At 62.0% G+C, this 12,295-nt stretch carries 11 protein-coding genes; 8 read left to right on the forward strand and 3 right to left on the reverse strand.

Translation table 11 applies throughout. From position 1 onward, the window contains the following. The first annotated feature begins 82 nt into the window (after positions 1-82). The 7 genes from EFD56_RS16335 (at position 83) to lpdA (ending at position 8,155) form a co-directional block, all read left to right on the forward strand. Positions 83-850 (forward strand): 3-hydroxyacyl-CoA dehydrogenase, encoded by a 768-nt coding sequence (locus EFD56_RS16335; RefSeq protein ID WP_126905803.1) that lies wholly within the window; start codon positions 83-85, stop codon positions 848-850. A 20-nt stretch (positions 851-870) separates the two neighbouring features. Further along, positions 871-2,058: an acetyl-CoA C-acyltransferase gene (locus EFD56_RS16340; protein WP_126905804.1), complete on the forward strand. Its 1,188-nt coding sequence runs from the start codon at positions 871-873 to the stop codon at positions 2,056-2,058. 16 nt (positions 2,059-2,074) lie between these two features. Next, positions 2,075-3,202, forward strand: a complete 1,128-nt coding sequence (locus EFD56_RS16345) for an acyl-CoA dehydrogenase family protein (RefSeq protein WP_126905805.1) — start codon at positions 2,075-2,077, stop codon at positions 3,200-3,202. A 62-nt stretch (positions 3,203-3,264) separates the two neighbouring features. Further along, on the forward strand, positions 3,265-4,497 hold the full coding sequence (locus tag EFD56_RS16350) for a 3-methyl-2-oxobutanoate dehydrogenase (2-methylpropanoyl-transferring) subunit alpha (RefSeq protein WP_037147361.1): 1,233 nt from the start codon (positions 3,265-3,267) through the stop codon (positions 4,495-4,497). A 1-nt stretch (position 4,498) separates the two neighbouring features. Then, complete coding sequence (locus tag EFD56_RS16355; protein WP_029532061.1) at positions 4,499-5,512, forward strand: alpha-ketoacid dehydrogenase subunit beta; 1,014 nt, start codon at positions 4,499-4,501, stop codon at positions 5,510-5,512. Between the two features lie 3 nt (positions 5,513-5,515). Continuing rightward, positions 5,516-6,754, forward strand: coding sequence for a dihydrolipoamide acetyltransferase family protein (locus tag EFD56_RS16360; protein ID WP_126905806.1), 1,239 nt, complete (start codon positions 5,516-5,518; stop codon positions 6,752-6,754). Between the two features lie 3 nt (positions 6,755-6,757). Further along, the gene (gene lpdA / locus EFD56_RS16365) at positions 6,758-8,155 is read left to right on the forward strand and encodes a dihydrolipoyl dehydrogenase (RefSeq protein ID WP_126905807.1); all 1,398 of its coding nucleotides are present in this window, start codon (positions 6,758-6,760) and stop codon (positions 8,153-8,155) included. Between the two features lie 52 nt (positions 8,156-8,207). Here the strand turns inward: lpdA and EFD56_RS16370 are convergent, their stop codons facing one another. After that, positions 8,208-8,969 (reverse strand): slipin family protein, encoded by a 762-nt coding sequence (locus tag EFD56_RS16370; protein WP_037147349.1) that lies wholly within the window; start codon positions 8,967-8,969, stop codon positions 8,208-8,210. A 28-nt stretch (positions 8,970-8,997) separates the two neighbouring features. Continuing rightward, positions 8,998-10,401 carry an NfeD family protein gene (locus EFD56_RS16375; protein ID WP_126905808.1) on the reverse strand — a complete coding sequence of 468 codons (1,404 nt, stop codon included), beginning with the start codon at positions 10,399-10,401 and terminating at the stop codon, positions 8,998-9,000. A gap of 697 nt (positions 10,402-11,098) precedes the next feature. Between EFD56_RS16375 and EFD56_RS16385 the strand changes: the two genes are divergently transcribed. After that, positions 11,099-11,620, forward strand: a complete 522-nt coding sequence (locus EFD56_RS16385) for a tetratricopeptide repeat protein (RefSeq protein WP_004677566.1) — start codon at positions 11,099-11,101, stop codon at positions 11,618-11,620. Between the two features lie 104 nt (positions 11,621-11,724). Here EFD56_RS16385 and EFD56_RS16390 read toward each other — a convergent pair whose 3' ends face one another. Next, positions 11,725-12,288, reverse strand: a complete 564-nt coding sequence (locus EFD56_RS16390; RefSeq protein ID WP_126905809.1) for a hypothetical protein — start codon at positions 12,286-12,288, stop codon at positions 11,725-11,727. Positions 12,289-12,295: the final 7 nt, after the last annotated feature.

Here is a 12,295-nt window from a genome sequence, read left to right on the forward strand (position 1 = left end):
CTTGCAATAGGTGGAGCGAATAGAATCGCTGCTGCCGGTTGCACCTGGAGGAGGGCGCCTACCGGCAGGGAGAACCGGATTCATGCTGATCCCAGGAGCAAGTTTCATCGTCACCGGCGGCGGCTCAGGCCTGGGCGCGGCCACGGTGCGCGCGATTGTCGAGGCCGGCGGGCGCGTGACGATTGCCGATCTCAATGCGGGAGCGGGCGAAGCGATTGCCCGGAAATTCGGCAGCGAGGTTCGCTTCGTCAGGGCCGATGTGAGCGATGGCGAGGAAGGAACGGCAGTGGTCGCCGCTGCGGTGGAAGCCTTCGGGGGCTTGCGCGGATTAGTGAATTGCGCCGGCGTCGCGCCGGCCGAAAAGGTGATCGGCCGCGACGGGCCGCACCGGCTGGAGAGTTTTGCCCGCACGATCGGCATCAATCTCATCGGCACGTTCAACATGATCCGACTTGCCGCCGCCGCCATTCAGAATGCGGAGCCGGATGCCGAAGGCGAACGTGGTGTCATCGTCAACACGGCTTCGGTTGCCGCCTTCGACGGCCAGATCGGCCAGGCTGCCTATGCCGCCTCCAAGGGCGGGGTGGCGGCGATGACCTTGCCGATCGCCCGCGAACTTGCCCGGCATGGCATCCGGGTCGTGTCGATTGCGCCCGGCATTTTCGAGACGCCGATGATGGCTGATATGCCGGCAGAGGTACAGGAAGCGCTCGGCAAGAGCGTGCCCTTTCCGCCGCGGCTCGGCCGGCCGGCGGAATTTGCCGGGCTGGTACGCCATATCTTTGAAAACAACATGCTGAACGGCGAGGTCATCCGCCTCGACGGCGCATTGCGGATGGGGGCGCGATGAGCGTCGCCAGAGGAGGAAAGATGGCATTGCAGGACCCTATCGTCGTCACCGGTGCGGCGCGCACCCCGATTGGCAGCTTTCAGGGAGAGCTGAAGGAGGCGGCCGCACCCGAGCTTGGGGCAACGGCGATCCGCGCAGCACTCGAGCGCAGCTGGGTCGAAGCGGAGGCGATCGAGGAAGTCATCTTCGGCTGCGTGCTGCCGGCAGGGCAGGGGCAGGCGCCGGCGCGTCAGGCGGCCATCCATGCCGGCCTGCCATTTTCAACCGGGGCCAGCACCGTCAACAAAATGTGCGGTTCGGGCATGAAGGCGGTGATGATGGCCCATGACCTGATCGCCGCAGGCAGCGCCTCGGTGGCCGTCGCCGGCGGCATGGAAAGCATGACCAACGCGCCCTATCTCCTTGACAGGGCCCGTGGCGGCTACAGGCTCGGCCATGGGCGTGTCGTGGATCACATGTTCCTCGACGGGCTGGAGGATGCTTATGACAAGGGGCGCTTGATGGGCAGCTTCGCGGAGGATTGCGCCGAGGCCTATCAGTTCACGCGTGACGCGCAGGACAACTACGCGATCGCCTCCCTGACGCGGGCGCAGAAGGCGATTGCCGACGGCTGTTTCGAAAGCGAGATTGTGCCGGTCACGGTCAAATCGGGCAAAGCCGAGCAGGTGGCAAGCCGCGATGAACAGCCCGGCAAGGCCAGGCTCGACAAGATCCCGACGCTGAAGCCCGCCTTCCGCGACGGCGGCACGGTGACTGCGGCCAATTCCAGCTCGATCTCCGATGGCGCGGCAGCACTTGTGCTGATGCGTCGCTCCGAGGCCGAGCGTCGCGGTCTGACGCCGCTCGCCACAATCCTCGGCCACGCCACCCATTCACAGGCGCCCAATCTGTTCGCTACCGCCCCGATCGGCGCGCTGCAGAAACTCTCCGATCGCACCGGCCTGGCGCTTTCCGACGTCGATCTCTTCGAGATCAACGAGGCTTTCGCCGTCGTCGCCATGGCGGCGATGCGCGATCTCGACTTGCCGCATGAAAAGGTGAACGTTCATGGCGGCGCCTGTGCGCTCGGCCATCCTATCGGGGCGTCTGGGGCCCGCATCCTGGTGACGTTGCTTGCGGCGCTGGAGCGCTACGACGTGAAACGCGGCATGGCAGCACTCTGCATCGGTGGCGGCGAGGCGACGGCCGTCGCCATCGAGCGGCACTAGCGGGGAGGCGAGCCACATGATCCTTTCCGATCTCCAACAGCAGATCTCCGATCTCGCTCGTGACTTTGCCCGCGACCGGCTGGCGCCGGGAGCCGCCAAGCGCGACCGGGAGCATCTTTTCCCGCGCGAGGAACTGAAGGAGATGGGCGAACTCGGTCTGCTCGGCATGCTGGTGCCGGAGGCCTATGGCGGCTCGGATACCGGCGTTGTCGCCTATGCCGCGGCACTCGAGGAGATTGCCGCCGGCGACGGACCCTGTTCGACCATCATGAGCGTGCACTCCTCCGTCGGCTGCGTGCCGATCCTGAAATTCGGCACCGAAGAGCAGCGGCAGCGCTTCCTGCCGAATCTGGCGAGCGGCGAATGGATCGGCGGTTTTGCGCTGACCGAGCCGCAGGCGGGATCCGACGCCTCGAACTTGAAGACCCGGGCGCGGCGTGACGGCGACCATTACGTGATCGACGGCGCCAAGCAGTTCATCACCTCGGGAAAGAACGGCAATGTCATCATCGTCTTTGCCGTCACCGATCCGGATGCCGGCAAGAAGGGCATCACCGCTTTCATCGTGCCGACGGAGACGCCGGGCTACGAGGTGATCCGCGTCGAGGAAAAGCTCGGGTTGCATTCCACCGATACCTGCCAGATCGCCTTCAACAGCATGCGTATCCCTGCAGAATTGAGGCTCGGGGCGGAAGGCGAAGGTTACCGAATCGCGCTCGCCAATCTCGAAGGCGGACGGATCGGCATTGCGGCGCAGGCGGTCGGCATGGCGCGGGCAGCCTTCGAGGCGGCGCGCGATTACGCCAAGGAGCGCACCGCCTTCGGCAAGCCGATTTTCGAGCATCAGGCCGTCGCCTTCCGCCTTGCCGATATGGCGGTACGGATCGAGGCGGCGCGCCAGCTCGTCTTTCATGCCGCCGCCCTTCGGGAGGCCGAATTGCCGTGCCTGTCTGAAGCCTCGATGGCAAAGCTCTTTGCCTCCGAGATGGCCGAACGCGTCTGCTCCGACGCGATCCAGATCCATGGCGGCTACGGCTACATGGCCGATTACCCGGTCGAGCGCATCTATCGCGATGTGCGCATCTGCCAGATCTATGAGGGAACGAGCGACGTGCAGCGCATGGTAATCGCCCGCAATCTGTAAGAACCATATCCGGCCCACTTCCGGGGAGAGAAGCGCGGTCGGCAAGGGAGGAAAGAAAAGACATGGTGGATTCCGCTCCTCTGAGCCTGCACGTCCCCGAACCCGCCGTCCGCCCCGGCGGCCAGCCCGATTTTTCCAACGTCAAGATCGCCAAGGCCGGTGCCGTGCCGCGGCCGGAAGTCGATGTCGCGTCGGAAGACATCCGCGACCTCGCCTATTCGATCATCCGTGTCTTGAACCGTGACGGCGAGGCGGTCGGACCCTGGGCCGGATCGCTCACCGATGAGGAGCTGCTGACCGGGCTTCGCAACATGATGAAGCTGCGTGCTTTCGATGCCCGCATGCTGATGGCGCAGCGCCAGGGCAAGACCTCTTTCTACATGCAGCATCTCGGCGAAGAGGCCGTCAGCTGCGCCTTCCGCAAGGCGCTCAATAAGGGAGACATGAATTTTCCGACCTATCGCCAGGCGGGCCTCTTGATCGCCGACGACTACCCGATGGTCGAGATGATGAACCAGATCTACTCGAACGAGAGCGACCCGCTGCACGGCCGGCAGCTGCCGATCATGTATTCCTCCAAGGAACACGGCTTCTTCACCATCTCCGGCAATCTCGCCACCCAATATGTGCAGGCCGTCGGCTGGGCGATGGCCTCGGCGATCAAGAACGACAGCCGCATTGCCGCGGCCTGGATCGGCGACGGCTCGACGGCGGAATCCGATTTCCATTCGGCGCTCGTCTTTGCCTCGACCTATAAGGCGCCCGTCATTCTCAACATCGTCAACAATCAGTGGGCGATTTCCACTTTCCAGGGCATTGCCCGCGGCGGTTCCGGCACCTTTGCCGCCCGCGGCCTTGGCTTCGGCATTCCGGCGCTGAGGGTCGATGGAAACGATTATCTCGCCGTCCATGCCGTCGCCCGCTGGGCAGCCGAGCGGGCGCGGCGCAATCTTGGCCCGACGCTGATCGAACATGTGACCTACCGCGTCGGCGCCCATTCCACCTCCGACGATCCGAGCGCCTATCGGCCGAAGACGGAATCGGAGGCCTGGCCGCTCGGCGATCCCGTGCTGCGGCTGAAGAAACATCTGATCGTCAAGGGCGCATGGTCGGAGGAGCGTCACGTGCAGGCGGAAGCCGAAATCATGGACGAGGTAATCGAGGCGCAGCGTCAGGCCGAGGCACATGGCACGCTGCATGCCGGCGGCAGGCCTTCGGTGCGCGACATTTTCGAAGGCGTCTATGCCGAGATGCCGGCGCATATCCGCCGCCAGCGGCAGAAGGCAGGATACTGACATGGCCAGGATGACGATGATCGAGGCCGTGCGCAGCGCCATGGACGTCTCGATGGCGAAGGACGACAATGTCGTGGTGTTCGGCGAGGATGTCGGCTATTTCGGCGGCGTTTTCCGCTGCACCCAGGGCCTGCAGGCAAAATACGGCAGAACACGCTGCTTCGATACGCCGATCAGCGAGTCCGGCATTGTCGGCACGGCGATCGGCATGGCCGCTTATGGGCTGAAGCCCTGCGTCGAAATCCAGTTCGCCGATTATATGTATCCTGCCTATGACCAGCTGACGCAGGAGGCAGCGCGCATCCGCTACCGCTCCAACGGCGATTTCACCTGCCCGATCGTCGTGCGTATGCCGACCGGCGGCGGCATCTTCGGCGGCCAGACGCACAGTCAGAGCCCGGAAGCACTCTTTACGCATGTCTGCGGCCTGAAGGTGATCGTGCCTTCCAACCCTTACGATGCCAAGGGCTTGCTGATCGCGGCGATCGAGGATCCCGATCCCGTCATGTTCCTGGAACCGAAGCGGCTCTATAACGGCCCCTTCGACGGCCATCACGAGCGGCCGGTGACACCCTGGTCAAAACACGACCTCGGCGAGGTGCCCGACGGCCATTACACCATACCGATCGGCAAGGCCGAAGTGCGGCGCGCCGGGTCTGCGGTGACCGTGGTTGCCTATGGCACGATGGTGCATGTGGCGCTTGCCGCGGCCGAGGATGCCGGGATCGATGCCGAGGTGATCGATTTGAGAAGCCTGCTGCCGCTCGATCTCGATACGATCGTCAAATCGGTCACCAAGACCGGGCGCTGCGTCGTCGTCCATGAGGCGACCCTCACCTCGGGCTTCGGCGCCGAAGTCGTGTCGCTGGTGCAGGAACATTGCTTCTATCATCTCGAAGCGCCTGTCGTGCGCGTCGCCGGCTGGGACACGCCCTATCCGCATGCGCAGGAGTGGGACTATTTTCCCGGTCCCGGCCGGGTCGGGCGGGCGCTTGCCGAAGTCATGGAGGCCTGAGCCGTGGGCGAATTCATCATCAAGATGCCGGATGTCGGCGAGGGGGTCGCCGAGGCCGAGCTGGTGGAATGGCACGTCAAGGCAGGAGATCCGGTTCGCGAGGACATGGTGATCGCCGCCGTCATGACCGACAAGGCGACGGTCGAAATTCCATCACCCGTCAGCGGCACCGTCATCTGGCTTGCCGGCGAGATAGGAGATCGGATCGCGGTCAAGGCGCCGCTGGTGCGGATCGAAACGGCGGGCAATGCCGGCGAGGCTCCGCCTGTACAGATCTCACAGGCGCCGGTTGCGGAACCGGTCAAGGTCGAAGCTGCACGGCCGGCTCCGGCTGCTGCGGCCCCGCCGGCTCCCGCCTCGCCTCCGGCCGAAAAGCCGCTGGCAGCCCCCTCTGTGCGGCTCTTCGCCAGGGAAAGCGGCGTCGATCTCCGGCAAGTGCAGGGCACCGGACCTGCCGGACGCATCCTGCGCGAGGATGTCGAGCAGTTTCTGTCTCAGGGAGCAGCGCCAGCAACGGCAAAGAATGGTCTCGTCAGAAAGACCGCGACCGAGGAGATCAAGCTGACCGGCCTGCGCCGCCGCATCGCCGAGAAGATGGTGCTGTCCACCTCGCGCATTCCCCACATCACCTATGTGGAGGAAGTCGACATGACCGCGCTCGAGGAATTGCGCGCCACGATGAACAGCGACCGCCGGGAAGGGCACTCGAAGCTGACAGTGCTGCCCTTCCTGATGCGGGCGCTGATCAAGGCCATTTCCCAACAGCCCGAGGTCAACGCCACCTTCGACGACGATGCCGGCATCATCACACGCCACAGTGCCGTGCATATCGGCATCGCCACGCAGACGCCCGCCGGTCTGACCGTGCCGGTGGTGCGGCACGCGGAAGCACGCGGCATCTGGGATTGCGCCGCAGAGATGGTCCGGTTGGCGGAGGCCGCGCGGTCGGGAACGGCGACGCGCGATGAGCTTTCCGGCTCGACCATCACCATCAGTTCGCTTGGGGCACTCGGCGGCATCGTCTCGACACCCGTCATCAACCATCCCGAAGTGGCGATCATCGGCGTCAACAAGATCGCCACGCGCCCGGTCTGGGATGGCACGCAGTTCGTGCCGCGCAAGATGATGAACCTCTCCTCGAGCTTCGATCATCGCATCATCGACGGCTGGGATGCGGCGACCTTCGTGCAGCGCATTCGCACGCTCCTCGAAACCCCGGCGCTCATTTTCATCGAAGGCTGATCCATGAAAGAGATTGTCTGCAAGCTCCTCGTCATCGGCGCCGGCCCGGGTGGTTATGTCTGCGCCATCCGCGCCGGGCAGCTCGGCATCGATACCGTCATCGTCGAGGCTGGCAAGCCGGGCGGCACCTGCCTGACGGTTGGCTGCATTCCCTCCAAGGCGCTGATCCATGCGGCCGAGGAGTTCGACGCCACGCAGAAGATGCTCGCCGGCAAGAATCCGATGGGCATTCGCGTCGAAGGCGCCTCGATCGATCTTGGCAGGACGATCGCCTGGAAGGACGGCATCGTCGGCCGGCTGACGGGCGGCGTCTCGGGGCTCTTGCAGAAGGCGCGGGTCAAGATCGTCCATGGCCGGGCTCATTTTCGCGATGGCAAGACGGTGGAGGTCGAGACGGAAACCGGCCAGCAGATCATCCGCGCCGAGACCGTGGTGATCGCCACCGGCTCCGATCCGGTGGAGCTTTCCAACCTGCCATTCGGCGGCCGCGTCATCTCCTCGACCGAGGCGCTGTCGCTGACCGAGCTGCCGAAAAAGCTGGTCGTGATCGGCGGCGGTTATATCGGCCTGGAGCTCGGAATGGCCTTCGCCAAGATGGGATCGGAGTTAACGGTCGTCGAGGCGACGCCGCAGGTATTGCCGCTTTATGATGCCGAACTCGTGCGGCCCGTCATGCGCAAGCTCACCGAAAGCGGCATCCGGGTGCTGACGGGTGCAAAAGCGACGGGTCTTGCCGACAACGGCGAGGCGTTGCTTGTCGAAACCTCCGATGGCCGGCGAGAAAGCCTGCCGGCCGACCGCATCCTCGTGACCGTCGGTCGCCGCCCGCGAACGGCGGGATCCGGTCTCGAAGAGCTCGACCTCGATCGCGCCGGTCCCTATCTCAGGATCGACGATCGCTGCCGCACCTCGATGCGCGGCATCTATGCGATCGGCGACGTGACCGGCGAGCCGATGCTGGCGCACCGGGCCATGGCGCAAGGTGAAATGGTGGCGGAGATCATCGCCGGCAAGAAGCGCGCCTGGGACAAGCGCTGCATTCCCGCCATCTGCTTTACCAACCCCGAGATCGTCAGCGCCGGCCTCTCGCCGGCGGAAGCGCAGGCGCAAGGCTATGAAATCCGCACCGGCCAGTTTCCGTTCAGCGCCAATGGACGGGCGATGACAATGCTCTCGGAGGAGGGTTTCGTGCGCGTCGTCGCCCGTGCCGACACCAATCTCGTTCTCGGCCTGCAGGCGGTCGGGGCAGGGGTCTCCGAACTCTCGGCGGCCTTTGCCCTGGCGATCGAGATGGGCGCGCGCCTGGAGGATATTGCAGGCACCATCCACGCCCATCCGACCCGCAGTGAAGCGGTCATGGAGGCAGCGCTGAAAGCCTTGGGGAACGCTTTGCACATCTGAGCCGAGCTGGCCAAGACGACGGGATGGCGGCCGGGCCATGCCCTTCGTTCGATCACTTCGGCTTATTGGCCATCAGATTCCCGAGCTCCATCGGGAAGGGAAACAAGATCGTCGAAGTCTTCTCGCTGGCGATGACGTTCAAAGTGCTCAAGTATCGAAGTTGCATCGCCTCAGGCTGCCTGGCCAGAATTTCGGCCGCCTCCAGCAGCTTCGCTGCAGCTTGCTGTTCGCCCTCGGCATTGATGACCTTTGCGCGGCGTTCGCGTTCGGCTTCCGCTTGGCGAGCAATCGCACGGATCATCGACTCGTTGATGTCGACATGTTTGATCTCGACGGTGGCTACTTTAATTCCCCAAGCATCCGTTTGAGAATCCAGGATTTCCTGAATATCCGAGTTGAGCCTGTCACGTTCTGCCAGCATTTCATCAAGGTCGTGCTTGCCGAGCACGGAGCGCAACGTTGTCTGAGCAAGTTGGCTTGTTGCCATCATGAAATCTTCGACCTGAATTGTCGACTTCTCGGGGTCAATAACCCTGAAATAGATCACTGCGCTGACCCGAACCGAGACATTGTCATGTGAGATGACGTCCTGGCTCGGGACATCGAGCACGCGCGTGCGCAAGTCGACCCGGATCATCTGCTGGACATAGGGGATGAGCAGAAACAAGCCGGGTCCCTTGACTCCGGTAAAGCGGCCAAGTGTGAACACGACGCCGCGTTCATATTCCCTCAGGATCTTGACGGCGGATGCGAGGATGGCGACCAAAATGACAATGGCGACCAAATAGAAGGCAAGATCTGCAAACATATCCATGACTCCTCCTCCTGCTTCCGGAGCGCCGTTACGTGTCCTTTGGACGGCTGGCGACCTCAAGCGCCAGCCCATTGCGGCCGGTCACGCTGACAAGGTCACCGGCAACAAGGGGTTCGGCGGAAACCGCCTTCCAGCGTTCGCCATGCGCAATGACGTACCCCGTGAGCCCCGTCCAACTCTCAACTCTGCCTGATATGCCGATCATCTCCTCTGCACCGGTGGCAACCTGGCGCAAGCGCGAGGTGAATGCCAGGCGAGCAATGACAAGGCTAAAGGCAAGAGTCGCAAAGGCAATTGCGCCCAGTAGGGGGCGCGAGACTTCCAGGCCGGGTATATCGGTGTCAAACAAAATGGTTGCACCGAGAATCACGGCTATCCCGCCGCCAATGCCGAAAGCGCCGAAGCTTGGCGAATGCGCCTCAGCTGCAGTCAGTCCCACGCCGAGGAAAATAAGCCCAAGGCCGGCAAAACTCACCGGCAACAATGCCAGGGCATAGAGACCAAGGAGGAGGCAGATTCCGCCGATCGTGCCGGGAAGCATTGTCCCGGGCGCGAGAAATTCGAAGATAAGGCCGTAAATACCGACCATCATCAGGATGATTGCGATGTTCGGATCGGTGATGACGGAAAGCAGGCGCGTGCGCCAGTCAGCCTCGAATTCCTGCACGGCCAAACCGGCGGTATCGAGCCGGACGTCCGTTTGGCCGACCCGCACCATATGCCCTTGTGCCTTTGCAAGAAGATCGTTGACATCAACGGCGATGAAATCGATGGCATGTTCGCGCACTGCCGCCGTCGATGAAAGGCTTGCAGCTTCGCGGACGGCCCGCTCTGCCCAGTCGGCGTTGCGATTGCGCAATTCCGCAAGCCCGCGAATGTAAGCGACTGCGTCGTTAACGGCTTTTGCTTCGTGGGCATCGCCTGGGGCTTCTGCCTGCTTGCCACCAGCTTCGCCCGGCTTCTTTTCGGGTTCCTCATCACCGCCGAAAGGCTTTACGCCGAGCGCGATGGGTGTCGCCGCACCCAGATTGGTCCCAGGCGCCATGACCGCAATGTGGCTTGCGTAGAGAATATAGGTGCCGGCGCTGGCTGCGCGTGCCCCGCTTGGTGCGACGAAGCCCGCGACAGGCACCGGCGAGGCAAGGATCGCGCGAATGATTTCCCGCATGGAGGTATCAAGGCCACCTGGTGTGTCCATTTGCAGAATGATCAAGACCGCTCCACGTTCGCCGGCACTCTGAATGCCTCGTACCACGTAGTCAGCTATCGCAGGCCCAATGGCGCCGTTCACCTTGAGAACGACAGAAGCGCGGTCGGACGCCGACGGTGCGACGAAGCCCCAAGCTGAGAGCAGCAAAAACAACAAAGTGAAGATTGGCGGTTGCCATCGCCAACAGCTTAATCCCCGCGTGAGAATCTGCGGAACATACATAATGTCTAATATATGGCGGAAATTACAAAGAAAAAGAAAGAGGAGTCTCAGGATCTACGAACAGGCAAAGAACGCCGAGCCTCTGCCGATGTTATTGGAGAGGGGCGGTCCGACTCTTTCTATCACACCGATATCGCACGCTTAGCGATTCTTAGATCGCAGCAGATGCAAGCCGCAAACATGGATATAAAAAAGGACGACGCCAAGCGGTGAGTAGGACAGCGGCAGGAACGACCAGTCGCTTTGCTGCAACTGGGGCAGCGCAACATCGAAAAGGCAGGATTGCGCCACTGCTGGCCGCCCAATGGTTAGACCGGTCGCGATCAGCGCGATATTGGCATGGATGAACCCTGACCGGAGATGTCTTTGCGGCTGCAAGGATCGACGCAATCGCGCAGGCCAGTGACGGCCCAACTCGTATCAGCGTGAAAATAGCGATCCGCAGACGACGCTCCGACCTGCCGAGCAGGGCAGGCGACGTTGATTAATTTTCTGCTCTGAGAATCATCGGACACATGATACCAACTCTGAGTGGTCGGCGTTTATCATCTTGGCGCCTTCCGCGCGAAGGCCGCAGCTGTCGCTTTTTTGTGACTGTTTGCTAAAATTCTCGAGTTGTTAGCTTTTTTTTACGATGATCTCAGGTGAACGCATCCGGATCTTTGGTAAGAATGTCTGATGGGGGATCAAATTGCCGATGTTGCAGATCAGAGCTGGGACTAAATGCATCGCGTTTTTGATAGCGGCTGGAGCGATCTTGGCTGGTTGCCAATCATCCAGCGATGGTCTCGCTGCTTATGGCGATAGTGCAAAGACCCTCGAGGATGACTCGGCCGTCGCCTTCTATAAGAACGACGAGTTGATCACCAACGGGAAGCTGCAGTTCCAGGAAAAGAACTACGGAAAATCCTACGCCATCTACAAACGCGCAGTTGACGTTTTTCCGGAAGATCCGGCCGCCTGGCTGGGCCTGGCGGCCTCCGCCGATATGGTCGCCCGCTTCGATACGTCCGACCGCGCCTATCAGCAACTCTCGCGAATGATCGGCAATACGCCGGTCTACTACAACAATATCGGATATTCTCACCTTTTGCGCGGTGACTTGCGCAATGCCAGACGATATTTCCTGAAAGCTTATGAGCTCGATCCCGGAAACGAAGTCACCGCCCGTAATCTCGAATTGATGAAGAACAGCGTCAATTACCCTCAGCGGGGATAAGCTCTGAGTGTCGTCTGCGTGAGACACCCTTGACGCATTCAAGCATCCGGCGGCCTCCTGGTAGAGTCCTGCAGTCGCTTTGGAGATTTCTCTGCGGTGGTTGTTTACCGCGCCTTCCGAAGGATGAGCTGGCCTTCCGGCGAGAGTGTTCTTTCGTAGTGCGGCAGGTCACTGACAGCAATTCCTGCGGCTTCAACGGACGCAAGACTGCTATCTTGAGTTTCTGCCGGCACGGCACGGGGTGCGAAAAATTGTGCCGGTTCCTTGCCCGGCGCGGTCAGGACCAAAGAGGAACCCATCCGTGCACCGCTTGTGGCGCTACGCATCTGTTCATTCGTCGAAAGCATTGCTTTTTGCAGGCTTTCCATCTCCTGACGGATAATTGCAAGTTCGTCGGCCTTGGCGTTGCTCGCGATCTTGTCCGACTGCTTATCGAGTTGTCCTTTCAGGCCATCAATGGACCTCTTGAGCGCAGCGATGGTCTCGCGGCTCTCGCGAACATCGGCTGAGTTCTTAGCCGTATAAATGAGAACTCCGGCATTCACCGGTAACAGCATGAGGAGCAGGCCGACGAGGAGCGGGTTTTTTGTGGCTCTCGGCTCAATTGTCCGCACATTGCTTGGTTTCGTGCCGCCGACTTCGCCGTCGATGCTCGGGATGCTGGTCATTCGTTTA

The sequence above is a fragment of the Rhizobium phaseoli genome (assembly GCF_003985125.1).
GTDB classification, from domain to species: domain Bacteria; phylum Pseudomonadota; class Alphaproteobacteria; order Rhizobiales; family Rhizobiaceae; genus Rhizobium; species Rhizobium phaseoli.

What these genes read in the sequence shown, in the direction of transcription:
- EFD56_RS16390 (WP_126905809.1), bottom strand. Translation starts at nt 12,288, where the DNA reads ATGACCAGCATCCCGAGCATCGACGGCGAAGTCGGCGGCACGAAACCA.
- EFD56_RS16385 (WP_004677566.1), top strand. Translation starts at nt 11,099, where the DNA reads ATGTTGCAGATCAGAGCTGGGACTAAATGCATCGCGTTTTTGATAGCG.
- EFD56_RS16370 (WP_037147349.1), bottom strand. Translation starts at nt 8,969, where the DNA reads ATGGATATGTTTGCAGATCTTGCCTTCTATTTGGTCGCCATTGTCATT.
- EFD56_RS16355 (WP_029532061.1), top strand. Translation starts at nt 4,499, where the DNA reads ATGGCCAGGATGACGATGATCGAGGCCGTGCGCAGCGCCATGGACGTC.
- EFD56_RS16345 (WP_126905805.1), top strand. Translation starts at nt 2,075, where the DNA reads ATGATCCTTTCCGATCTCCAACAGCAGATCTCCGATCTCGCTCGTGAC.
- EFD56_RS16340 (WP_126905804.1), top strand. Translation starts at nt 871, where the DNA reads ATGGCATTGCAGGACCCTATCGTCGTCACCGGTGCGGCGCGCACCCCG.
- EFD56_RS16335 (WP_126905803.1), top strand. Translation starts at nt 83, where the DNA reads ATGCTGATCCCAGGAGCAAGTTTCATCGTCACCGGCGGCGGCTCAGGC.
- EFD56_RS16350 (WP_037147361.1), top strand. Translation starts at nt 3,265, where the DNA reads ATGGTGGATTCCGCTCCTCTGAGCCTGCACGTCCCCGAACCCGCCGTC.
- lpdA (WP_126905807.1), top strand. Translation starts at nt 6,758, where the DNA reads ATGAAAGAGATTGTCTGCAAGCTCCTCGTCATCGGCGCCGGCCCGGGT.
- EFD56_RS16375 (WP_126905808.1), bottom strand. Translation starts at nt 10,401, where the DNA reads ATGTATGTTCCGCAGATTCTCACGCGGGGATTAAGCTGTTGGCGATGG.